A 22,053-nucleotide genomic window follows, 5' to 3' on the forward strand; every position below is an offset into this window, starting at 1 on the left:
TTCACTACTACAATCACGAGCGGATCAAGACCAAATTAAAAGGACTGAGTCCAGTTCAATACAGAACTCAGTGCTCAGTGGGTTAACCACCTGCTTCAAATGTCCAACTAATTGGGGTCAGTTCATTTTTAATGGGGAAGAGCCAAGAACCGAACTTGATTGCTTAGCCGACAACAGTAGATATGCCGGACGGATAGCGAAGTGGAGCGGGTGAAGGGAATCGAACCCTCGTATGCAGCTTGGGAAGCTGCCGTTCTACCATTGAACTACACCCGCATCGCGAAGCTTGGCATTATAGCCCTAGCGTGAGCCCATTTTGAACAAGCTTGGCAGTTTTTTTGCAAAACGCGCCGAAACACGTCTCTGGCTAGCTACAATTGCGGGTATGAACTCGAACGACCAACACACCGCGCCAGCGACAGAGCAGCTTCCTCAAGAAGACGGCTCGCCCGTGGTAACAACATCTACCATGCCATCAGGCGTAGGCCATATACGCAGTTTCGTGCACCGCCGTGCGCACATCACGCCTAGCCAAAAAGAAGCACTCGACCGGCTTATGCCGTTGTGGTCAATTCCATACCGCAAAACACCGCTTAACGTCGAAAAAGCCTTTGGGCGCAATGCGCCGCTTATTCTCGAAATTGGCTTTGGCATGGGTGAAACCACGCAAAAAATTGCCGATGCACGGCCCGATGACAATTTTCTGGGCATAGAGGTATTTAATGCCGGCGTGGGTGCCCTGCTCAAGCGCATCGACGAGGGCGGGCCAACCAATATCCGCATCATTCAGCACGATGCGGTCGAGGTGGTACGCGACATGATCGCCCCCGACTCGCTGGCTGGCGTACACATTTATTTTCCAGACCCCTGGCCTAAAAACCGCCATCACAAGCGCCGCCTGGTACAGCCGCCCTTTGTCGCACTACTGGCCAGCCGCCTCGCACCGGGTGGGTATATACACTGCGCCACCGACTGGGAAAACTACGCCGAGCAAATGCTCGAGGTACTATCAGCAGAACCCTTGCTGGCCAACACGGCCAGCGGCTACGCGCAACGGCCAGAGTTTCGCCCGCAAACCAAATTTGAAACACGTGGGCTACGCTTGGGCCATGGCGTGTGGGATCTTATCTTCCGTCGACGATAAAACAAGGAAGCACACGTGTACCCAGAAATACAGCCTTACGCACAAGGGTTCCTGGACACTGGCGATGGCCACCAGGTGTATTGGGAGCTCTGCGGCAACCCTCAGGGCAAGCCCACCGTCTTTCTGCACGGAGGGCCAGGGGGTGGCTGTTCGCCTGCACACCGTCGGCTGTTCAACCCTGAACACTACAACATTTTATTGTTCGACCAGCGCGGCTGCGGGCGGTCTAAGCCCCATGCCAGCCTCGACAACAACACCACATGGCACTTGGTCAGCGATATCGAGCGGCTACGTGTCGAGGTATTGAAAGCGGATCGCATGCAAGTGTTTGGCGGCTCGTGGGGCTCAACCCTGGCGCTGGCCTATGCAGAAAAGCATACCGACCGCGTCAGCGAGCTTATCGTACGGGGCATATTCACCATACGTCAGGCCGAAATACGCTGGTTTTATCAAGAAGGTGCGTCGTGGCTGTTTCCTGAGCAGTGGCAGCATTACCTGGCACCCATCCCGCAAGACGAACAGCACGACCTGGTGGCCGCCTACCATCGCCGCCTTACCGGCGACGACCGCGTGGCGCAACTGCAGGCAGCGCATGCCTGGACACAATGGGAAAGCCACACCATTACCCTGTTGCCCAGCCCCGCCCATACCCAGTCACATGCGGCCGACGACTCTGCCCTGGCCTTTGCCCGCATTGAAAACCACTACTTCACGCATAAAGGCTTTATGGAAGAAGGCCAATTGCTGCGCGACGCCCATAAGCTAAAAGATATACCGGGTGTCATTGTGCAGGGTCGCTACGATGCCTGCACGCCAGCACGTACGGCCTGGGACCTGCACCAGGCCTGGCCGACCGCCGAGTTTCATATTGTGGACGATGCCGGCCATGCCTTTGACGAACCGGGCATACTGGCCCGGCTACTTGCGGCCACTGACCAGTTCAGCCAGCGTTAGGGGCTGATGCCCGGCCGCTACTGCGGCCGGGGGCTGCCTACATACACGTTTATAAGCTAGCTTAGGCTTGTTGCCCGCTTGGCAGGGCCGCAAGCCACGATGGGTATAGTGGATCTGAGCTGAAACCCGATTGTGACCCCGCTGAGGTCTGTTTAGGTCTGCTAATGCCCGCTGAAGCCTGTGCCCAGGGGCCAGACCGAGCAAGGCCCGCCCACGGCCAGCACTTAACGCTTAGCGCCCTTCCCCATCCCCATGCCCTTGGTCATGCCTTTCAGGCCACCCATGGACCGCATCATCTTGGCCATGCCGCCTTTTTTCATTTGCTTCATCATGCCCTGCATCTGGTCATACTGAGTAAGCAAACGATTAACCTCTTGCACATGCACGCCTGCGCCCGTCGCAATACGACGCTTGCGTGACGCCTTGAGCAGTTCGGGTTTGGCCCGCTCAGCGGCGGTCATGGAGTTGAGGATGCCCTCACTGCGGCGCAACTGCTTTTCAGCCTGACCGCCCTGTAACTGCCCTGCTGCCTGCGCAAACTGTGCTGGCAGCTTTTCGAGCAACGAGCCCATATCGCCCATCTTTTTGACCTGCTGCAGCTGATCGCGAAAATCATTCAGGTCAAACTTGTTGCCCGACTTGATCTTGTGCGCCAGCTTTTCGGCTTCGGCCACGTCAATATTGCGCTGAGCCTGCTCAACCAACGACACAATGTCGCCCATGCCCAGTACGCGCTGCGCCATGCGCTCGGGGTGAAACGGCTCAAGCCCATCGAGCTTTTCTGACATGCCCACAAACTTGAGGGGCTTGCCGGTAACATGCCGCACCGACAACGCTGCACCACCGCGCGCATCGCCATCGAGCTTGGTAAGCACCACACCCGTCAGCGGCAAGGCATCAGCAAAGGCGCGGGCTACGTTAACCGCATCCTGGCCCTGCATGGCATCGACCACAAACAGCGTTTCAATAGGTTTGAGCAGATCGTGCAGCGCACGAATCTCGCGCATCATGGCCTCATCAATACCCAGGCGACCCGCGGTATCGACAATAAGCACGTCGTAATGATGGCGCTTGGCGTGATCGAGCGCGCCACGTGCGATGTCTTCAGGCTTTTGCGAGGTGTCAGACGGCAGGAAATCAACATGCACCTGCGCTGCCACGGTTTTAAGCTGTTCAATCGCAGCCGGGCGGTACACGTCGGCACTGACGACCAGCACCTTCTTCTTGCCGGTTTTGCGGCCCTTCTGGGTGTGACCACCCTCATTCAGCCATTTGGCCAGCTTACCGGTGGTGGTGGTTTTACCTGCACCCTGCAGGCCGGCCATAAGAATAACCGCCGGCGGCTGCGTGGACAGCGACAGCTCGCCGGCCTCTTCGCCAAGATCACCGCCCATAAGTGCGGTAAGCTCTTTATGGACGATACCCACCAGGGCCTGCCCCGGGTTAAGGCTACCGACCACATCCTGGCCAAGCGCACGTTCTCTGACACGCGCTACAAAATCACGCACCACGGGCAAGGAGACGTCAGCCTCGAGCAGGGCCAGCCGTACCTCGCGCAACATTTCTTGCGTGTTGGCTTCGGTAAGGCGTGCTTCACCGCGCATTGTCTTGACGACGCGCGATAGACGTTGGGTAAGATTGTCGAGCATAAAGAAGTTTCGCTTAAACTAGTTAGTCGCAGTCTGGAATCCAGACTAAAATAATCCGGTTTGGGGCTTGCCCCGGCTTTGTAACCAGAACCCAAGGGACTATGTCTGTAGGCATTGTATTTCACTTGCTGGCCGCCATGTCATACGCCATACTCGCGGTCGCATTGTGGCGCCCTCTTGCCAGGGCAGAAAACGAAGACAAGGTAAAAGCGGGCACCATTCGGCGGGTGTGTCTGGCGGGTGCCATCGTACTGCACGGCATAGGCCTGGTCAGCATCATTATCCCCACACACGGGCTTTTCCTGGGCTGGGCTATTGCTCTGTCTGCCGCCTTCTGGCTGGGCTTGATCGTATTCTGGCTTGAAAACCTGGTTATGCAGATCGACGGCCTGCTGCTCATTCTACTACCAGCCGCCACCATCGCCGCACTGCTAGCCACGCTCTTCCCCGGCGGGCACCTTATTGCACATGCCAGCAGCGATTGGCTGCGCACCCATTTACTCATTGCGCTCACAGCCTACGGCCTTATTACCGTTGCCGCGTTGCAAGCCATGCTTATGGCGGCGCTAGACCGCCAGCTGCACCGGCCAGTGCAGGCCGAGGGCAGCCGCACCATGTTTGACCGTGCGCTTGATTCCATGCCGCCGCTGTTGCTGCAAGAGGTATTGCTGTTCCGCCTCATCTGGATCGGCTTTGCCATTCTTACACTTACCATCCTCACCGGCATTGTGGTGTCGCTGCGTCTTTACGGCGTTGCCTTCCCGCTAGACCACAAAACCGTCTTCACGCTTTTGTCGTGGGCAACCTTTGTTGTGCTGCTGCTGGGTCGCCATACACGCGGCTGGCGCGGGCGCATTGCGCTGCGCTGGACACTCGTAGGCTTCACCTTCCTGCTATTCTCTTATTCGGGCAGCCGATTCGTGCTCGACGTCATACTGCAGCGAGGCTATGTTGGGTAAATTTATTTTCTGGGCCATTGTCATTATTGCCGGCTTGATGGCCGCGCGCATCATTGCCCGCCACCAAGAAAACAGCAACAACCCCGACAACGCCAAACGCGCGCGCCCTGCCGGCCGCGACAAGCCACCTGGCACGCCCAGCGTGGGCGATACGGCTGAAGCCATGGTGCGATGTGAGCACTGCGGCATACATCTGCCGCGTTCCGAGGCCGTGCTTATTGGGGGGCATACCTGGTGCAGCCAAGAGCATGCCCGTCTGGGCCACAAGCAGTGAGCTGCCCTCCGCTACTTCTTGATCGACAAGGCTGGTTAACAGTTGTGCCAGGCATTGTTACGCACAATGCCTCACCCAATTGCGATACACGTCCCGGCAACGAAGAGCCCACCCTGCTCGTCATTCACAACATCAGCCTGCCGCCCGGTGTTTTTGGCGGGCCTGAGGTTGCTGATCTTTTTACCAACCAGCTCAATTACGACTCGCACCCCTGGCTTGAGCGCTTGCGCGGCCTGCATGTATCGGCGCACTTTTTCATTCGCCGCGACGGCAGTGTTATCCAGTTTGTACCCACCAACCTGCGTGCCTGGCACGCAGGTGTATCGCAATTCGAACACCGCGAGCGCTGTAATGATTTTTCGCTTGGCATTGAGCTTGAGGGCACAGACACCACGCCCTTTACCGACCAGCAATACAGCACGCTGAACAGGCTAACGCACGTTTTGCGCACCCGTCATCCGCTTAGGGCCGTGCGAGGCCACGAGCATATCGCACCCGGCCGCAAGACCGACCCAGGGCCGTGTTTTGACTGGGTCAGGTATGAGCACGAGAGCGGCTGGTTCAGAAGGCAGCTACCAGCAGTCTAGACGTGCTGAGCATGGCGTGCCCATGCGCACCATTGCATGCTGAGGTGCGGTCGGCAGAAAGCCAATGCGACAGGTCAGTTCACTGAAATGTCCCGCAAGCTACCGCGCTCTCCAATAGTGAGTCAACCGTTTTCAGAAAGACACTCTTGCTCAAGGCTAATTCAGCGCGATTGAGCAAGATCGGTAGGTATGCGTGGGCAAGCATTTAAAACACCATCACTGATCGGCGTCAAACACGGAACCTGCTTCAGTCGTGATACGAGCAATCGGCGTAAAACACGGAAGCTGCTGCAGTGGCGACACGAGCGCACAGAAAAAAGCCGGGCTTCTGTTAAAGATGCCCGGCCTTGCCTGCTTTAAAACAAATCTGCCTGTGGCGGCGACCCACGCATTGCACAGGTCGCTGCCACCTACCGCCTGTGCTTAGGCTGCTTGCCCCAACAGCAGGCGATTCATGCGCTTCACAAACGCTGCTGGGTCTTGCAGGCTTGCGCCTTCAGCCAGCATGGCTTGATCAAGCAACAACTCTGCCCAATCACCAAAGTCAGCATCAGCGGCGTCATTAAGACGGCCTACCAGCGCATGCTCGGGGTTAATCTCAAGTATGGGCTTGACGTCAGGCGCCTGTTGACCAGCAGCCTGCAACATACGCAGCAGATGCGGGCTGATCTCGTTTTCATCGACCACCACGCAAGCGGGCGAATCAACCAGACGACCGGTAACACGTACCTCTTTTACCTTGTCACCCAACGAAGCCTGCAAACGCTCGACCAGTGGCTTGAAGTTTTCTGCCACTTCAGCCTGATGCTTTTTCTCTTCTTCATCTGCCAGGCTGTCAAGATCGAGCCCGCCCTTGGCAATGGAAACCATAGGCTTGCCGTCAAACTCGCGCAGATAAGACAACATCCACTCATCAACGCGATCAGACAGCAACAAGACCTCTAGCCCTTTCTTGCGGAAGATTTCCAAATGCGGGCTATTGCTGGCGGCCACAAACGACTCGGCACTGACGTAATAGATTTTGTCTTGCCCTTCTTTCATGCGCGACACGTAGTCGGCTAGCGTAACGGTTTGCGCGGAACCTTCATTGTGTGTGGAAGCAAAACGCAACAGCTTGGCAATACGCTCTTTGTTGGATGCGTCTTCGCCCACGCCCTCTTTAAGCACCTGACCGAACTGGCCCCAGAACTCGGTATATTCTTCGGGCTTGTTTTCGGCGATGTCTTCAATAAGCGACAGCACACGCTTGGCAGAACCTTCGCGAATAACCCGTACATCACGGCTTTCTTGAAGAATTTCGCGCGACACGTTAAGCGGCAGATCAGCAGAATCAATAACACCGCGCACAAAACGCAGGTACATGGGCAGCAGTTGCTCGGCGTCGTCCATAATGAACACGCGTTTTACATATAGCTTGACGCCACGCTTGGCATCGCGATCCCAAAGATCAAAGGGTGCGCGCTTAGGTATGTACAGCAACTGCGTGTACTCGCTGCGGCCTTCTACACGGTTGTGCGTCCAGGCGAGCGGGTCTTCAAAATCATGCGCAATATGCTTGTAAAACTCTTTGTATTGCTCTTCAGTAATATCGCCTTTGGAACGCGTCCACAAGGCGCTGGCCTGGTTGACGTTTTCCCACTCATTGGTCTCGACCATTTCAGACTTTTCTTCGTTCCATTCTTCTTTTTTCATTTGAACGGGCAAAGAAATATGGTCTGAGTAGCGACGCAGCACTTCGCGCAGCTTATAACCATTGAGGAACTCGTCTTCGTCATCACGCAGATACAGCGTAACCGAGGTGCCGCGATCGGCCTTTTCAACCTGGGTTACTTCAAACTCGCCTTCACCGTCAGATTCCCACAGCACGGCGTCGGTTTCGGCCACACCCGCGCGGCGGCTAAGTACCGAAACCTTCTTGGCCACGATAAACGAAGAGTAAAAGCCCACGCCAAACTGGCCAATGAGCTGAGCATCTTTTTGCTTGTCGCCGGTAAGCTGAGAGAAAAACTCTTTGGTGCCAGAGCGGGCAATGGTGCCCAGGTTGGACACGGCCTCGTCGCGCGTCATGCCGATGCCGTTGTCGGAGATGGTAATAGTGCGCTGTTCTTTGTCGAACTCTATGCGAATGCGAAGATCTGCATCGCCCTGGTACAGCTCAGGGTCGTCAATGGCCTGAAAACGCAACTTGTCGCACGCATCAGACGCATTGGAGACAAGCTCACGCAGAAAGATCTCTTTGTTGCTATAAAGCGAATGAATCATCAGGTGAAGCAATTGTTTTACTTCGGCCTGGAAACCCATGGTTTCTGAAGCAGCGGGCGTAGCGGTATTAGTCATGTGAGCCTGGCAAAAACAAAAAATTAACAATGAAATCAGAGCACTGATTCGAAGAAACAGCGCAGCGATGAGCGCACCGCACCAGAAGGCGCTTGGCGGCAAGTCCCAACAACATGGGGGGACCTCGCAAATTTTCAAGTGTTGGCACCGGTTTCAGACACATGTTGTTACGCTAATATCACGGCCTGTACGGTAGGGTGGCACCTATAACTGAATGTAGCCAACAGGTTGCCGTCAGTTTCGTATCTAGAATCACAGCCCAGAACAAAGGAGTGCGATCGTGCTAGCGCTATTTAATGTCTTGAAGATAGTCGGCCTTGTCGTTATCGCCCTGATGGTTGCATCCGTCGGTTACGCAAGTGTTATTGCCGTCATGTACTGGACCGGCATCGGCGTATAGCCGGGGGGACAAAAAAATGAATAAACGTCAAACTCGACTTTTTGCCATAGGCTCGACGGCTTTTGCTGCCGTTCTATTTCTTGGCCTGACGGTCGATAGCCATCGCCAGTTTCCCAAGCTGACAAACTCAGAAAACATTACCGACACCGTTGTGCGTGGCCAGAACGTCTGGCACGCGTACAACTGTATTAACTGTCACACCATGTTTGGTGAAGGCGCGTACTACGCCCCTGACCTTACCAAAATTACCCAGCAGCGCGGTGTGCCTTACCTGACGGCGTTTCTGAAAGACCCCTCGCAGTTTTACGACGAGCAGAAACACCGGCGCATCATGCCCAACCTCAACATGAAAGACGGCGAAATCACCGACGTCATCGCTTTCATGGACTGGGTAAGCAAGGTTGACAACCAAGGCTGGCCACCAAGGCCTATTCTAGTGAGCGGTGGCTCCATACCGGGTACCGACCTTGCCATAGACCAGCAAAGCCAGCAGTCAAGCGCAAGCAGCGCACCTCCGGGAGCACGCCCTGTATCCACGGACAACAACCCCATTGCGCTGGGACAGGCCTTGTTCAAATCTGCGGTACCCACCTGTGCGGCCTGTCACTCCATGGCGCCTGGCGTAAACCTGGCTGGCCCCAGCTTGGCCAACCTTGCCACGGTTGCTGCAGAAACCATTAAATCGGACGACTACAAAGGCAAAGCGACCACGCCCGAGGAATTCATCCGCGAATCCATTGTGGAACCCAGTGCCTATCTGTACCCAGGACCCATGTTTTCAGCCAACGGCGTGTCTTTTATGCCCCCTTCCTACGGTAAGGACCTGAGCAAAGAAGACATTGACCACTTAGTGGCTTACCTCGCTTCCTTTAAATAATGGGTTCGTTGAACCGGAATAGCCTTACCCCCACAGGAGTCGCCATGCGATACAGATCACAATCAGTCGCCTACTGGTATTTTGCGCTTGCCTTGATTCTGTTCGGCCTGCAACTGGTTTTCGGCCTGTTGTCGGCCGCCAAATACCTGGGCCCCGACCCACTGCTAAGCATATTGCCTTTTGACGTCACCAAAACCATACACACCAACCTGTTGATTGTGTGGGTACTCACTGGTTTTATGGGTGGCACATACTGGATCGTGGCCGACGAGTCACGCACAGAGTTGTACAGCGTGAAACTGGCCTATATACAGTTGATACTTTGGGGGCTAATGGGCGTAACCGCCGTCATTGGCTACTTGTTTGGCTACGGCACCGGCAACAAACTGCTGGAACAACCCCTGCCACACAAGATAGTTATCGTCATCTGTATGCTGATCTTTCTTTATAACGTCGGCATGACCATAAAGAAATCAGGGCGGTTCACCACCACAGAAGGCGTGCTGCTGCTGGGCCTGGGTAGTTCGGCGTTGCTGTACCTGCCAGCCCTGCTGCATTACCAAAACTATGTCGTCTCCATCTACTACCGCTGGTGGACGATACACCTGTGGGTGGAAGGCGTGTGGGAAATGATCCAGGCTTCCTTCCTGGCCTACCTGCTGATTCGTCTGTCAGGCGCCGACCGTGAGGTCATGGAGAAATGGCTATACGTGATTGTGGGCCTGGTCTTTATCGCCGGCATTCTGGGCACCGCCCACCACTACTACTGGGTGGGTGTACCTGGCTACTGGCTGCCACTGGGCGGTTTCTTCAGTGCCCTTGAGCCTCTCGCACTGCTGGGCATGGCCATGTATGCCTACTTCGCCATCCGACGCACCGGCATTCGCCACCCCAACATGCTGGCCTTGCACTGGACCATAGGCAGTGCCCTGTTCACGCTGTTTGGCGCAGGCCTGCTCGGGCTGGCACACACGTTTCCTGACATTAACAAATGGACGCACGGCACCCTGATTACCGCCATGCACGGCCACGGCGCCTTTTACGGGGCCTACGCCATGATTGTGATGGCCGTCATCGTCTACGCCATGCCTTCCATTACTGCAGGCCGCAACGACGAAGGCAGCTCCATAGGCTACTGGGCCTTCTGGCTGCAGATGGCTGGCATGTTTGGCATGGTGTTGTCGTTTGCCACCGCAGGCATAGGCCAAGTGTACCTGGAGCGCGTCATGGGTATTGGCTACCTCGATGTGCAGCTCAAGATACAAGTGCACTTTCTTATGCTGATTGCTGCGGCATCACTGTTTGCCACAGGCGTGGGTCTGTTTATCTATGACTTCTTCCGCTGCCCACCGAAGTTCGACGTACGCGAAGGCCCTCCACGTCACGAACTGCGCGACACACGGTTAGCCAACGAACAGACAGGATGATATGCAGGAACATGTATTAAACGCCGGGGAAAGCCAGCTAGACGCGCGTGACCCCGGCGCACAACCCTACTACCTGCCCTCGTCCGACGAAGTGTCACTGTTTGAGCAATGCCACCAGAACAAGCTGGCGGTCATGCTTAAAGGCCCCACCGGCTGCGGCAAAACACGGTTTGTGGAACACATGGCGTGGCGGCTAAACCGCCCGCTTATTACCGTGTCATGCCATGATGACCTGAGCGCCAGTGACCTCATCGGCCGTTTTCTTATCCAGCACGACAGCACCGTCTGGCAAGATGGCCCCCTGACAACCGCCGTACGCAACGGTGCTATCTGTTACCTGGACGAAGTGGTTGAAGCGCGGCAAGACACCATTGTCGTACTGCACCCGCTAACCGACTACCGGCGCTCGCTTTCCATCGACAAAACCGGCGAAACCATAAACGCCGCGCCTGGCTTTCAATTGGTGGTGTCGTACAACCCCGGCTACCAGCGCATGCTGAAAGACCTCAAGCCCAGCACGCGTCAACGCTTTGTGGCGCTAGACTTTGAGTTTCCGCCCGCAGAACGCGAAGCTGAAATCGTCATGCAAGAAACCGGCATCGACCGCCCCACCGTTACCGCACTGGTTAGCCTGGCGCACAAACTGCGGGCCTTTCAAGACCGCGGGCTGGCCGAAGTACCCAGCACGCGCCTGCTGGTTGCCACTGCCGGCCTGATCGCACACGGCATACCCGTTAAGCGTGCCTGCCAGGTAGCATTGGTTTCACCCCTGTCAGACGACGCCGCATTGGTAGGTGCCATGAACGACCTGGTCGAACTGACGTTTGTGTAGTACCCCCTGAAGGAGCTGTGCCATGGCTGAAGCGGAAGACGTCCTGCAGGACGCTGCGCGCCACGCCACCATTTACGCCCGCCAACTATGGCTGCGGCGGCGCGGCGATCGCACCGAGGCAAGCCCGATTATTCTGGCTGAAGTATCACCCCGCCTTGACCTGCTGATTACCGCCATCTTCAACGACAGCCCCACGCTGCGCGTGGCCTCGCCGCCCGCCATCCCTACTGTACTAACCAGACTATTCAGGCGACACGACATACGGCAATCACCCCACGCCGTGCCCGCCACCAACGGCACCCACATCTGGCTGCCCGGCAACGTCGGCACCACCGACATGGCCATTGCTCTGGAACGCTACCGCGCCATGGCACTGCTGCAAGCCATGCGACTGCAACGCGGCAGCGCGCAGGCCATAGCAGGCACGAGCTGCCCCATCACCAGCGCCCTGTACTTGATCCTGGAAGCCTACGCCTGCGACCAGGCCCTGTCCGCCACCCTGCCCGGCATGGCGCGATCCATAGACCACCTGCGCGAATGGGCTTTAGGTGCCAGACCAGAGGTCACGCAACAGCCGCCGTTATGCCGTCCAATCGAAGGCTATGTGCGCTCGGTGCTGCAACAACCTGTGAGCAGCGTTGTGCCCGGCTTGCCCCTGTGTGAGACGCCAGAAGAAAGCCTGAGCGCCGCTAGGGCCTTGGCGCAGGCCATGCTGAATAAAGCAGGCCCCAAAGCCAAAAGCCCGCATACGCACGCCCTGCACAAAGACTGGTGGACGGGCGAGCTGCTGCCCCCTGACGACTTCGGTGACCTCATCCAGCAACAAGCGGGTGCTGATGACGGCGACGATGAAAAGGTAGACAGCTCGCGCAGCGCCCGCATGCAGCGCCGACCCAAAGAACGCAAAGCCGAAGAAGGCGAAGACGATAACGACGACCCCGGCATGATCATGGTGCAGCCCGGCGAACCCCTGGAAAAAGCCGAAGACCCCATGGGCATGCAACGCCCCACAGACCGCGACCAACAGACCTCTGCCGAAGACTACGCCGACGCCCTGTCAGAACTGCCCGAAGCGCGCCTAATTACCAGCCCCGGCAAACCCAAAGAAGTGCTGCTGTCTGAAGACCCACCCGACAAACGCAGCAACACCCAGACAGCACCCCAGGCCACCACACTGGAAGCCTTGCACTACCCCGAGTGGGACTACCGTATTAACGGCTACCACCACCCAGGCGCCACCGTGCGCCTGCTTACCGCCGACCTGGGCCCCCAAGCCTGGATAGACAAAACCCTGGCCAGCCACAAAACCATACTGGACACCATACGCAAACGCTTTGAAATGCTGCGTGCCGACCGCCAGCTGCTGCGCCGCCAACTGGACGGCGACGACATCGACCTGGACGCCTATATAGAAGGCGCGGCCGATGTACGATCTGGCCTGCCCATGCCCCAGGCCCTGTACCAGCAACAACGCACACAGGCTCGCGACATGGCTATCATGTTGCTGATCGACATAAGCGGGTCAACAGACTCATACCTTGCCGACAACCGCCGCATCATCGACGTAGAACGCGAAGCCCTGCTGCTGGTGGCCATTGCCCTGGACCGCATGGGCGAGCCCTATTCCATACAGGCGTTTTCAGGCAATGGCCCCGACCACGTTACCGTAAGCACGATTAAGGGCTTTACCGAAACCTACAACAACACCATCGCCCAACGCATTGCCGCGCTCGAACCCCAGCAATACACCCGCGCCGGCGCTGCCCTGCGTCACGCAACCACCATGCTGATGAAGCAACCCGCCAAGCACCGATTGCTGCTACTGCTGTCAGACGGCAAACCCAACGACGTGGACCACTACGAGGGCCGCTACGGCGTCGAGGACATGCGCCGCGCCGTGGACGAAGCCAAAATGCAGGGTGTGTTCCCGTTTTGCCTGACCATAGACAGGCAGGCCGCCAAATATTTGCCTGCAGTCTTTGGCGCACGGCAATACGCGCTACTAAGCCGCCCTGAAGCCTTGCCAACGGTGCTGCTGGACTGGATGCGACGACTGGTTTCGTTGTAAGAAAAGCATTGTTTGGGGGTGATCCAAGCAAATTTTTATAGTGCGTATATAATTACTCCTTCCTGCCACGTTCTGTGCTCCACAGAACGACTGTCTGAATTGCCCGGGTGGTGAAATTGGTAGACGCAGGGGACTCAAAATCCCCCGCCGCAAGGCGTGCCGGTTCGATTCCGGCCCCGGGCACCATCGACTTGTTCCACAACGGTTCAATTCGCACCAAATCATTAAGAAAATCATGAGGTTAGAAGCAAATTCTGACCCATGATGTTTCACAAAATCTCAGTAAATCCCAACGTTGCGCGTCCCCCAGAGTGTCCCCTAGACTAGGGATCTCTTAATTTTTCCCGTGGGGGGACTCCAATGGGATTCCTGACCGATCTCAAAATCCGAACAGCTGCGTCACGCGCCAAAGAGTACTTGATTGCCGACGGCGACGGACTCTACCTGCGCGTGCGCGCAACAAGCAAAAATTGGATCTATCGCTATAAGTCCGACAAGAAGCAACTCAAGATTGGCTTGGGTGCCTATCCAGCAGTAACCCTCGCCATAGCGCGTGAAGAAACCAGGAAGGCCAACGCTCAACGAGCCCAGAGTATTGACCCGCTGAAATTTCGTCGAGAGCAGCAGGAACAGGCACAACTTGCCAAGGTCAATACTTTTGAGCTGATGGCGCGTGCCTGGCTCAAAAGTGCCAACAAAGACCGTGAGTGGTCTGCAGGATACAAGGAAAAAGTCACCAGGCACCTTGAAATTCATATGTTCCCATGGGTGGGTAATAAGGTGATGGAGAGCATCAAACCCACGGAAATCGTACGCTGCCTGCATCGCATCAAGGATCGCGGCAACCTGGAAATGGCTCAGCGAGTCCGTGAAGCAGTGCAACACGTCTACCAGTACGCCGTAGATACTGGCGCGCTGGAGCCTACCCAGAACTTCGTTAACAAGAACACCGGTGGTCTGCCAACGCCCCGGAGTCGGCATTACGCTGCCATTACCGATCCCAAGTTACTTGGCCAACTTCTGCGCGACATCCGTGGCTACAGCGGCAACTTCATCACCATCGCCGCATTACGTCTGGCACCCCTGGTCTTCCAGCGTCCCGGTCAGATACGACTGGCTCATTGGGAAGATATCGACCTCAAGAGAAAGCTGTGGCGCTGCCCGCCTGAGAACATGAAGATGCGCGAATGGCAGAAACGCGATGTTCGGACTCCTGCCCACATCGTGCCTCTGTCGCGCCAGGCTCGCCGCATTCTGGAAGATCTCCTCCCGATTACCGGACCATCTGGCCCCGTATTTCCCAATATGGCCAGGCGCTCCGACAAATCACGTTACATCAGCGACAACACGATTAACTCGGGCTTACGAACTTTGGGGTATGACACCCAAGAGCAGATTACTGGCCACGGTTTTCGGGCCACGGCACGCACCATGATTCGCGAGTATCTAGGCTGGGATCCAGAAGTTATTGAGCGTCACCTGGCACATGTGTCCAAGGAGGAACAAGGCGGCAGCTATGACCGAGCCACCTTCCTGGCCCAACGCAAAGAAATGGTGCAACAGTGGGCGGATTTCCTGGACGAACTGGAGACGGACAAGATGCCCAAACTTGCGGAAAACGTCCTCTGGCTCAAGCGGGGATAAACCGAATATGCCCTCAAGCTGAAACAGCCCCTTCTTTCCATCCCAGAAATGGTATATTTACGTGAAGCCTTCCTATATGAAACCTCTTTTCTGGCTTGGCAGCAGTAAGAAAGACCTGTTAGCTCTGCCAGTAGACGTACGAAAATTCTTCGGCCATGCGCTTGACACTGCCCAGCGCGGCGAACAGCACGAAGCGGCGAAAGTATTGAAAGGATTCGGCAGTGCAGGCGTATTGGAAATAGTCGAAGACGACACTGGCGGTACTTATCGAACCGTCTACACCGTGCGTTTCGCTCAAGCCATCTTTGTGTTGCACGTCTTTCAAAAGAAGAGCAAACGCGGTATTGAAACGCCCAAGCCAGATATGGATATCATCCGTCAGCGATTGAAAGCCGCCGCGATTGTTGCGCAGGAGTTGGGAAATGAATAAACGCATCGTTGAAGGAATCGAGGTCGAGACCAGTTCAGGCAATGTATTTGCCGACCTGGGCCTACCCGAGGCCGGCAAGCTTCAGATCAAATCAGGGCTAACCGTCGAAATCACCAAGGCTATTCGTGAGCGGGGATTGACACAGGCCGAAGCAGCAAAGCGCATGGGCCTCACCCAACCCAAGGTGTCGAGTCTACTGCGTGGTGAGTTTTCGAACTTCTCCGAACGTAAGCTCATGGATTGCCTGAATCGTTTGGGCTACGACATCGAAATCCGCGTGCAAAAAGCGCCGGAATCAATCGGCCATTTGGTGCTGACACACGCCTAAGGCGACCTTCGCGCAGACATCTAGACCGGATCCGCACCTACAGCCTTAACCAGCAACTGCGGCCAGTGTCGGCCCACGCCAACTGAGCCGCTTATACTTATACACAGGCAAATTCCATGAATGAACCTCTCTCCGAGGTCATCCGCATCCGGGTGACCCCGTCTCATGCTGCGCGCCTGGGCGAAGCAGCCGCTCTTTCTGGGCTATCCCTGTCCAACTATATAAGGCGGCGGCTGTCTGCCGACGACACGCTGCAGGAAGAACTAACCTTGCTACGCCAGATCGTGGCTGATTTGGGGCATCTGCGCGATACCCGCCAGGCCGCGATCGAAACCGCCCATCTGGTGCGGGCCATGGCCAAGCCTGAACAGATCGCCATCGCCCAGCAGACTCTACAGCGTCAACGCTGACCCATCCCCGGCCTGCTTGACGGCCAACCGCCTCACCCCTTCTCCGGAGACACCTTCATGCAATCCCTTCCCGTCCTGCGGGCTGGGGCGCTGGCGCTTGCCTGCGTCCTGGCTCCTGTCACCCACGCTGCTGCCGACCTGCTCACCGGTATCCCTCGTCTGGCCTGCGAAGCAACACTGTGCCTGTCTTCCGGCTTGCGACCCAACGAATGCAGCCCATCGCTGGATCACTACTTCGACATCAAAAAGTACGGCAAACATGGCCTGGACTGGTCAGCAACCGTCGACGCCAGGCGCTCCTTTCTGTCTCAATGCCCAGCATCAACCGATCAGGGCATGCCAGAGCGCATTGACGCCATCTCACGCGGGGCCGGGAAATGCGACTCAGAATATTTGAACCGTACCTATGCCGATACGGCATACAAATGGCGTAAGCACGAGTACGGTGGCGACAGCGGGCAGACTGTTTATGAGGTGCATCCGCTTCCCACCGTCACTCTCGACCAACTGCCCACCTATTGTGTCGTTTACAACGACCATGCCTGGACTCATGAGCTGTCTGTACGCTACGTGGGTAGCCCAAGCATGGGCGGGCGCTGGGTTGAAACCAAAGAGTACGACGCAGCGCAAGCCAAATGGGATGCTGACCATAACGGGCTTTGGGCCAGCGGCTGGAATTTCTCTCTAACGGATCCCAGGCATAGGGTCGATCAATGACAGGGGCCACTCCATGATCGCAGAACTTGCCGCCCTGGCGCTGACCTGCGCACCCAATATCCACCCGATAACGCTACATGCTTTGATCAGTCATGAGTCTCGCGGTCGGCGGTATGCCATCGGCGTAAACCGCAAGGGCATGCACCTGCAACAGCCTCGATCTTTGACGGAAGCCACCGAAGCAGCCCAACACCTCATTGATCAAGGTATCGACTTCGATGCAGGTTTAGGACAGATCAACGTCCGAAACTGGTCTTGGCTAAACCTGGACACGAAAACCATCTTTGATCCCTGCCGCAATCTGGCAGCTGCCCAGACGGTGCTTGCAGACTGCTATGCCAGGTCATTGCCTCAACACACGGACCCGCAACAGGCCTTGCGTGCGGCACTGTCCTGCTACAACACCGGCAACTTCACGCGCGGATTCACAAATGGGTATGTGGGCAAGATCCTGGCAAAGGCCGACATCAAGGTGCCTGCATTAGCACCTCTAAAAGCAGAAGCGTCTGATCCCGCCAAGAAGGGCGAATCGCCGAAACCACCGTCAACACAGAACTCCGACCTAGGGCAGCCTACTCAAGTTCAAGGAACGCCAGACGGCTTCATTGCTAACCCAGCGACGGACGGTTTTGCACAGAAGCACGACAAAGAATCAAAAGCTCAACATGGTGCTGCGCTCTAACACAGGCAGGGCCATATCCACACTCCATCTTCCCAACAACACCTATGACCCCAACGCCACACGGCGTCTTGGGGCAGGAGTTTTTTTCATGTCTCTACTGAAACAATTCAGAATGGCAGCACCCTCGCTACACATGATTAACAAGCTGGCTACAGCGTTGCTGCTGATGGGTATCCATCAGGCTACACTTGCCCAGTCCATTGGCGGTCTGTCCAGGGCGCAATCCACGCTACAGACACTCAAGGACAATCTGGATGTGATTCTACCCATTGCCGCCGTGATCATCGGCGTCATTATCTTCGTCCTGTATTCCGCCGAGGTCATGCGCAAAGACGATGCCATCCGTTGGGGCATCGGAGTGCTGTTGGCCGGATCTGCCGCAGAGCTGGTCATGTTGCTTTGGAAGTAAGCGATGGCTGCCAACTCCTATCCGGTCTTCAAAGGGCTAGGCCGAAAGGCTACGTTTATGGGCATCCCCACAACGCTGTTGCTCGGAGCCTTTGCCTGCATAGCAATCATCGCCATGACGGCTGGCCTGGCTTGGTGGGGATTGCTTTTCCTGGTCATACCCGCCCTTGCCCTACTCACCCGTGATGACGACAAAGCGCTGGACGTGCTCTGGCTCGAACTCAAGACACGGCGTCGTAACCGCAATCAGCGCTTCTGGCGCGGCTCAAGCTACGCCCTTCAGGACTATCACCGGCACCGGCCCTGGCGCAACCTCATCAAATAAAGGAAAACTCCATGACTGCTGCTGCCACGTTAGGTGTAGACGAACGGCAAGTATCGCGTTACCTGCCCTACTCTCATCATGTCACCGATCAGATTATTGCTTGCGACAATCACGAGTACCTGGCCGTCATCAAGGTAACAGGCCGCACACCAGACGCCTATGCGCAAGACGAACTGAAAGAATGGATCGAAGCGCTGCATAACGTATTGCGCGGGCTACCCATGGGAACACTGGGCTTGTACTCACACATCGTGCGCCGCCGCGTAACGGAGTATCCCGACAGCACTTTTACCCAGCCATTTGCCAGCCAGTTCGACGCTGCATACCGTGCGACCTTTGATGCCTCTGGCCTGATGATTAACGACCTGTACCTGACGATACTCATTCACCCTGTTCAGGATCCGATATTAGGCACCTTCGCCAGTTTGGAAGGGGCTGACGCCCAGCGCCTTGCGCTCTGGCAGGCCGAATCCATCGAACGGCTGAACAATATCTTGCGATCCATGACTGCAGGCCTGTACCGCTACGATCCTCAGATTTTGCGGATTGTGGACCGCAAGGGCTTTGCCTTTAGCGAAGCCGCAGAGTTCCTGGGCTATCTGCTCTCCGGGGTTCACCGGTCGGTGCCCATCAGCCGAGAACGCTTGCGTGAAACCCTCCCCTTTGCTCGACCGATTTTTGGCCGTCGCGGAGAACTCGGAGAACTGCGCAGTATTGCGAACTCCCGCATCTTCGGCATGATGGAATTACGCGACTATCCCGAATCGACCAAACCTGGCCACCTGGATCGCTTGCTAAGCCTGCCACATGAATTCGTGCTCACCCAATCCTGGGGTAGCCATACAGGGGCAGCCGCCAAAAAACTGGTCAAGAAACACCACAAACTGCTGGTTGATTCCGGCGACGACTCCACCAGCCAGGTTGCCCAGCTGGCCGACGTCATGGACGACCTAACTTCCGCCCGCCTCGGCCTGGGAGACCATCACGCTACATTACTGGTCTATGGCGACACTGCAGAAGGGGTACGCCAGGCGCTGGCCCAAAGCGCTACAGCACTGGCCGAAGATGCCATTGGCTTCAGACCGCTGGATCGGGCGTTGGAAGCCGGTTTCTGGGCACAGTTGCCCGGCAACTGGCACTGGCGGCCGCGCCCAGTACCAATTACGTCACTTAACTTTCTGTGCTTTTCCAGCCTGCACAATCAGCTCATCGGCAAGCCTGTCGGAAACCCCTGGGGACCGGCAGTTACTCTGCTCAAAACCCAAACGGGTAGTCCGTTCTTCTTCAATTTTCATGCCTCGACCGAGGACATGGATGAAACTGGCAAACGACGCCCAGGCAACACCATGATTATCGGCATGACCGGCACGGGCAAGACGGTACTGCAGGGAATGCTGCTCACTCAGGCCCAGAAGTTTGGTGCGACATGCGTCGTCTGGGACAAGGATCAAGGGATGCAGATACTGATCATGGCGCTCGGCGGCCACTACTTCAACATTCACCTTGGCGAAGCAACAGGTTGGAATCCATTCCAAATGGAGCCTACCAAAGGGAATATCGCGTTCATGGTGCGCCTGGTCGTATTCTTGGCCGAACGCAGGGGTGAAACGCTCACCACGCGCCAGCATGCTGATATCACACAGGCAGTGCAGCAACTGGTCACGCTGATTGATCACGACTCCCGAACGCTTTCAACCTTGAATACGCTGCTACCCAACCCGTATAGCGAGGATGAAACCACAAGCACCGTCCATGCTCGCCTGGCCCCATGGTGCCAAGGCGGGGAGTACGGCTGGGTGTTCGATAACCCAGCGGATGAGTTGAGCCTGGCCAATGAAGTAGGTAAGCCCGCCATCTTCGGCTTTGACCTCACCGAGTTGCTCGATGATGACGCGGTACGAGGCGCGGCAACGATGTATCTAAAGCACCGTATTGACGCCCTGCACGATGGCCGCCGCATCATCAATCTATACGACGAATGTCAGCACCCCTTGAAAGACCAGCACTTTCAGGATGACATGCAGGATGCCAGCCGCACGATCAGGAAGAAAAACGGCGTACTGGCCTTCGCCACCCAAGAGCCTGGGGCCATCATAGATAACCCGGTCGGCCCCTCTCTGGTGCAGCAAACAGCCACCTTGATCCTGTTGCCCAATCCCAGGGCCAAGGCCCGCGACTACATTGAAGGCTTTGGCCTGACGCCCGCCGAGTTCGAGCTGCTGAAAACCCTGGGCGAGGCCAGCCGCAAGTTCCTCATCAAGCAGGGATCCAGCGTCACGGTCGCTCAACTGGACTTGTCTGGTTGCGAAGACGAACTGCTGGTGTTCTCTGGCAGCCCCGACATGGCCGAGATAGCAGAGCAGGCAGTGGTCCAGGCCGGGCATGACCCTGCTGTCTGGCTACCTGTGTACCTCCACACTGTCAGGCAAAGCCGCCAGATAAACACCACCCCTTAGGAATGTGAGCCATGAAACAAGACACCCTTGATCGGGAGAAACAGCGAGCAGCGCTTGAACACAACTCGCGCGAGGCACAGGCCAAAGACGATCTGAAAGCAGCAAAGGATCAAGAGTTCTATGCCCGTCTGGGGCTTACAGACCCTGACACCGACACTCCGGAAGATACCTTTGTAATTTCGATCCATTGTGAACACTGGACGCATCAGGAACTGGAAGCAGGCGAAGCCAACACCCAAGAAACCGAGCTTGACCACGTCACGGTCGATGCGGTCGATTTGGTGCGGCATGGCCGAGACTACGGTCTTTCCGAACCATCTTGCACCGACCCCCGGATGAGTCCGGACATTTGGTTCCGCTCCACTTATGCTCGCGAAGATCGTGCTTATTTTGAACAAGGTGTACAAAAATATTACAGCCTGCACGTCCATGACGTGAACGGACATCCGCCTGAACCTGCTGATTATCAACGGATAGCCAACTTGATCAACGTACGCTTTGATCACCAAGCTTTCCAATCACAGGAAGCAAAGCAGGAGGGCCCCGACCTATGTCTGTAGTGCCTTCCATAACCAAACGGCCACTCCTTCCAATGAAGCCTTGAGCATGGCGTTGGGGAACATTTTGAAACCTGACCAACGGACCTACTGGCGTACAAAGACCGAACACGTCAGCAGCGTGGCCAACATCTAGGCAGCCTTCAAGCATTGCCAAGAGTACTCGGACAACCGTTTAACCATAGGAAACCCAATGAATCGACGACATTTCATCACCGCCGCCAGTGCTACTGCCCTGCTGAGCTTCCTGACTGGATGCAAAACAGAACCAGGTGGTGAAAAATTTCTTGGGTACTGGAAGTCAGACAAAGGAAATCACCCAGTACTGGTCCACATCGAGCGTAACGGCGAGAGTTTCCTTTTCCATGAAACAGCATGGAGCATTGTCGGAAAGGTGGGGTATCGAACTCGCACCGTACCGGCTGTCATTAAGGAGGCCGACAATGTACTGGTCGTAAGCGAAACTGTTCATTTGGCATACAACGAAAAGGAAGATGCGATCGTCTCGGGCCGCATGATAGCCCACCGCATCACCGAAACACAATACCAAAGCGCTACCAACAAGACGTAACTCTTTCCCGCGCAATC

Annotated in this window: 23 protein-coding genes and 2 tRNA genes; 22 read left to right on the plus strand and 3 right to left on the minus strand. The window is 56.3% G+C overall.

Features of this window, described 5'->3' with window-relative positions; all coding sequences use genetic code 11:
- On the plus strand, window positions 1-86 hold an 86-nt coding region (locus FQ179_RS08990; RefSeq protein ID WP_149397651.1), incomplete at its 5' end, for an IS3 family transposase.
- A gap of 116 nt (window positions 87-202) precedes the next feature.
- Here the strand turns inward: FQ179_RS08990 and FQ179_RS08995 are convergent.
- Window positions 203-276, minus strand: a tRNA-Gly gene (locus tag FQ179_RS08995).
- A 193-nt stretch (window positions 277-469) separates the two neighbouring features.
- On the opposite strand from FQ179_RS08995, the gene trmB reads away from it, so the two are divergent.
- Window positions 470-1,144 (plus strand): tRNA (guanosine(46)-N7)-methyltransferase TrmB, encoded by a 675-nt coding sequence (gene trmB / locus FQ179_RS09000; RefSeq protein ID WP_255474975.1) that lies wholly within the window; start codon window positions 470-472, stop codon window positions 1,142-1,144.
- 15 nt (window positions 1,145-1,159) lie between these two features.
- Window positions 1,160-2,098 (plus strand): prolyl aminopeptidase, encoded by a 939-nt coding sequence (gene pip, locus FQ179_RS09005; protein WP_149396993.1) that lies wholly within the window; start codon window positions 1,160-1,162, stop codon window positions 2,096-2,098.
- A gap of 224 nt (window positions 2,099-2,322) precedes the next feature.
- On the opposite strand, the gene ffh is transcribed toward pip, so the two are convergent.
- Entirely contained in the window at window positions 2,323-3,747 is a 1,425-nt protein-coding gene (gene ffh / locus FQ179_RS09010) for a signal recognition particle protein (RefSeq protein ID WP_149396994.1), read from the minus strand.
- 101 nt (window positions 3,748-3,848) lie between these two features.
- Between ffh and FQ179_RS09015 the strand changes: the two genes are divergently transcribed.
- Genes FQ179_RS09015 through ampD form a run of 3 tightly spaced genes read left to right on the plus strand, consistent with a single transcriptional unit; the run spans window position 3,849 to window position 5,567 of the window.
- The gene (locus tag FQ179_RS09015; protein WP_149396995.1) at window positions 3,849-4,706 is read left to right on the plus strand and encodes an inner membrane protein YpjD; all 858 of its coding nucleotides are present in this window, start codon (window positions 3,849-3,851) and stop codon (window positions 4,704-4,706) included.
- Window positions 4,699-4,980, plus strand: a complete 282-nt coding sequence (locus tag FQ179_RS22275; RefSeq protein ID WP_188074604.1) for a PP0621 family protein — start codon at window positions 4,699-4,701, stop codon at window positions 4,978-4,980. The genes FQ179_RS09015 and FQ179_RS22275 overlap by 8 nt, the downstream gene beginning before the upstream one ends.
- Entirely contained in the window at window positions 4,977-5,567 is a 591-nt protein-coding gene (ampD, locus tag FQ179_RS09025; protein ID WP_149396997.1) for a 1,6-anhydro-N-acetylmuramyl-L-alanine amidase AmpD, read from the plus strand. Before FQ179_RS22275 ends, ampD begins: the two co-directional genes overlap by 4 nt.
- 423 nt (window positions 5,568-5,990) lie before the next feature.
- On the opposite strand, the gene htpG is transcribed toward ampD, so the two are convergent.
- Complete coding sequence (htpG, locus tag FQ179_RS09030; protein WP_149396998.1) at window positions 5,991-7,904, minus strand: molecular chaperone HtpG; 1,914 nt, start codon at window positions 7,902-7,904, stop codon at window positions 5,991-5,993.
- A gap of 416 nt (window positions 7,905-8,320) precedes the next feature.
- On the opposite strand from htpG, the gene FQ179_RS09035 reads away from it, so the two are divergent.
- From FQ179_RS09035 to FQ179_RS09110, 16 genes are all read left to right on the plus strand, one after another.
- The gene (locus FQ179_RS09035; protein WP_149396999.1) at window positions 8,321-9,181 is read left to right on the plus strand and encodes a c-type cytochrome; all 861 of its coding nucleotides are present in this window, start codon (window positions 8,321-8,323) and stop codon (window positions 9,179-9,181) included.
- A 44-nt stretch (window positions 9,182-9,225) separates the two neighbouring features.
- The gene (locus FQ179_RS09040) at window positions 9,226-10,608 is read left to right on the plus strand and encodes a cbb3-type cytochrome c oxidase subunit I (RefSeq protein ID WP_149397000.1); all 1,383 of its coding nucleotides are present in this window, start codon (window positions 9,226-9,228) and stop codon (window positions 10,606-10,608) included.
- A gap of 1 nt (window position 10,609) precedes the next feature.
- Window positions 10,610-11,440 carry a CbbQ/NirQ/NorQ/GpvN family protein gene (locus tag FQ179_RS09045; protein ID WP_149397001.1) on the plus strand — a complete coding sequence of 277 codons (831 nt, stop codon included), beginning with the start codon at window positions 10,610-10,612 and terminating at the stop codon, window positions 11,438-11,440.
- A gap of 22 nt (window positions 11,441-11,462) precedes the next feature.
- Entirely contained in the window at window positions 11,463-13,508 is a 2,046-nt protein-coding gene (locus tag FQ179_RS09050; protein WP_149397002.1) for a nitric oxide reductase activation protein NorD, read from the plus strand.
- 101 nt (window positions 13,509-13,609) lie between these two features.
- Window positions 13,610-13,694 (plus strand) — tRNA-Leu (locus FQ179_RS09055).
- A gap of 174 nt (window positions 13,695-13,868) precedes the next feature.
- Window positions 13,869-15,152: an integrase arm-type DNA-binding domain-containing protein gene (locus FQ179_RS09060; RefSeq protein ID WP_149397003.1), complete on the plus strand. Its 1,284-nt coding sequence runs from the start codon at window positions 13,869-13,871 to the stop codon at window positions 15,150-15,152.
- 76 nt (window positions 15,153-15,228) lie between these two features.
- Entirely contained in the window at window positions 15,229-15,582 is a 354-nt protein-coding gene (locus tag FQ179_RS09065) for a type II toxin-antitoxin system RelE/ParE family toxin (protein WP_149397004.1), read from the plus strand.
- Window positions 15,575-15,910, plus strand: coding sequence for a helix-turn-helix domain-containing protein (locus FQ179_RS09070; RefSeq protein ID WP_149397005.1), 336 nt, complete (start codon window positions 15,575-15,577; stop codon window positions 15,908-15,910). Before FQ179_RS09065 ends, FQ179_RS09070 begins: the two co-directional genes overlap by 8 nt.
- 116 nt (window positions 15,911-16,026) lie before the next feature.
- A complete protein-coding gene (locus tag FQ179_RS09075) occupies window positions 16,027-16,320 on the plus strand; it encodes a hypothetical protein (protein ID WP_149397006.1) in 294 nt (97 codons plus the stop codon).
- Between the two features lie 57 nt (window positions 16,321-16,377).
- Window positions 16,378-17,037 carry a TrbM/KikA/MpfK family conjugal transfer protein gene (locus FQ179_RS09080; RefSeq protein ID WP_149397007.1) on the plus strand — a complete coding sequence of 220 codons (660 nt, stop codon included), beginning with the start codon at window positions 16,378-16,380 and terminating at the stop codon, window positions 17,035-17,037.
- Window positions 17,038-17,050: 13 nt separating this feature from the next.
- On the plus strand, window positions 17,051-17,719 hold the full coding sequence (locus FQ179_RS09085; RefSeq protein ID WP_149397008.1) for a lytic transglycosylase domain-containing protein: 669 nt from the start codon (window positions 17,051-17,053) through the stop codon (window positions 17,717-17,719).
- Between the two features lie 88 nt (window positions 17,720-17,807).
- Window positions 17,808-18,128: a TrbC/VirB2 family protein gene (locus FQ179_RS09090; protein WP_149397009.1), complete on the plus strand. Its 321-nt coding sequence runs from the start codon at window positions 17,808-17,810 to the stop codon at window positions 18,126-18,128.
- 3 nt (window positions 18,129-18,131) lie between these two features.
- Complete coding sequence (locus FQ179_RS09095) at window positions 18,132-18,452, plus strand: type IV secretion system protein VirB3 (RefSeq protein ID WP_149397010.1); 321 nt, start codon at window positions 18,132-18,134, stop codon at window positions 18,450-18,452.
- Between the two features lie 11 nt (window positions 18,453-18,463).
- Window positions 18,464-20,908 carry a VirB4 family type IV secretion/conjugal transfer ATPase gene (locus FQ179_RS09100; protein ID WP_149397011.1) on the plus strand — a complete coding sequence of 815 codons (2,445 nt, stop codon included), beginning with the start codon at window positions 18,464-18,466 and terminating at the stop codon, window positions 20,906-20,908.
- Window positions 20,909-20,919: 11 nt separating this feature from the next.
- Window positions 20,920-21,468 (plus strand): hypothetical protein, encoded by a 549-nt coding sequence (locus tag FQ179_RS09105; RefSeq protein ID WP_149397012.1) that lies wholly within the window; start codon window positions 20,920-20,922, stop codon window positions 21,466-21,468.
- A gap of 190 nt (window positions 21,469-21,658) precedes the next feature.
- Window positions 21,659-22,036, plus strand: a complete 378-nt coding sequence (locus FQ179_RS09110; protein ID WP_149397013.1) for a hypothetical protein — start codon at window positions 21,659-21,661, stop codon at window positions 22,034-22,036.
- Window positions 22,037-22,053: the final 17 nt, after the last annotated feature.

Origin of the sequence: Pusillimonas sp. ANT_WB101, from assembly GCF_008369125.1 — a bacterium.
Lineage (GTDB): Bacteria > Pseudomonadota > Gammaproteobacteria > Burkholderiales > Burkholderiaceae_B > Allopusillimonas.

Excerpts from the sequence above, each read along its gene's own strand:
- trmB (WP_255474975.1), top strand. The coding sequence starts at position 470 with ATGCCATCAGGCGTAGGCCATATACGCAGTTTCGTGCACCGCCGTGCG.
- ffh (WP_149396994.1), bottom strand. The coding sequence starts at position 3,747 with ATGCTCGACAATCTTACCCAACGTCTATCGCGCGTCGTCAAGACAATG.
- FQ179_RS09015 (WP_149396995.1), top strand. The coding sequence starts at position 3,849 with ATGTCTGTAGGCATTGTATTTCACTTGCTGGCCGCCATGTCATACGCC.
- htpG (WP_149396998.1), bottom strand. The coding sequence starts at position 7,904 with ATGACTAATACCGCTACGCCCGCTGCTTCAGAAACCATGGGTTTCCAG.
- FQ179_RS09035 (WP_149396999.1), top strand. The coding sequence starts at position 8,321 with ATGAATAAACGTCAAACTCGACTTTTTGCCATAGGCTCGACGGCTTTT.
- FQ179_RS09040 (WP_149397000.1), top strand. The coding sequence starts at position 9,226 with ATGCGATACAGATCACAATCAGTCGCCTACTGGTATTTTGCGCTTGCC.
- FQ179_RS09045 (WP_149397001.1), top strand. The coding sequence starts at position 10,610 with ATGCAGGAACATGTATTAAACGCCGGGGAAAGCCAGCTAGACGCGCGT.
- FQ179_RS09050 (WP_149397002.1), top strand. The coding sequence starts at position 11,463 with ATGGCTGAAGCGGAAGACGTCCTGCAGGACGCTGCGCGCCACGCCACC.
- FQ179_RS09060 (WP_149397003.1), top strand. The coding sequence starts at position 13,869 with ATGGGATTCCTGACCGATCTCAAAATCCGAACAGCTGCGTCACGCGCC.
- FQ179_RS09065 (WP_149397004.1), top strand. The coding sequence starts at position 15,229 with ATGAAACCTCTTTTCTGGCTTGGCAGCAGTAAGAAAGACCTGTTAGCT.
- FQ179_RS09070 (WP_149397005.1), top strand. The coding sequence starts at position 15,575 with ATGAATAAACGCATCGTTGAAGGAATCGAGGTCGAGACCAGTTCAGGC.
- FQ179_RS09075 (WP_149397006.1), top strand. The coding sequence starts at position 16,027 with ATGAATGAACCTCTCTCCGAGGTCATCCGCATCCGGGTGACCCCGTCT.
- FQ179_RS09080 (WP_149397007.1), top strand. The coding sequence starts at position 16,378 with ATGCAATCCCTTCCCGTCCTGCGGGCTGGGGCGCTGGCGCTTGCCTGC.
- FQ179_RS09085 (WP_149397008.1), top strand. The coding sequence starts at position 17,051 with ATGATCGCAGAACTTGCCGCCCTGGCGCTGACCTGCGCACCCAATATC.
- FQ179_RS09090 (WP_149397009.1), top strand. The coding sequence starts at position 17,808 with ATGTCTCTACTGAAACAATTCAGAATGGCAGCACCCTCGCTACACATG.
- FQ179_RS09095 (WP_149397010.1), top strand. The coding sequence starts at position 18,132 with ATGGCTGCCAACTCCTATCCGGTCTTCAAAGGGCTAGGCCGAAAGGCT.
- FQ179_RS09100 (WP_149397011.1), top strand. The coding sequence starts at position 18,464 with ATGACTGCTGCTGCCACGTTAGGTGTAGACGAACGGCAAGTATCGCGT.
- FQ179_RS09105 (WP_149397012.1), top strand. The coding sequence starts at position 20,920 with ATGAAACAAGACACCCTTGATCGGGAGAAACAGCGAGCAGCGCTTGAA.
- FQ179_RS09110 (WP_149397013.1), top strand. The coding sequence starts at position 21,659 with ATGAATCGACGACATTTCATCACCGCCGCCAGTGCTACTGCCCTGCTG.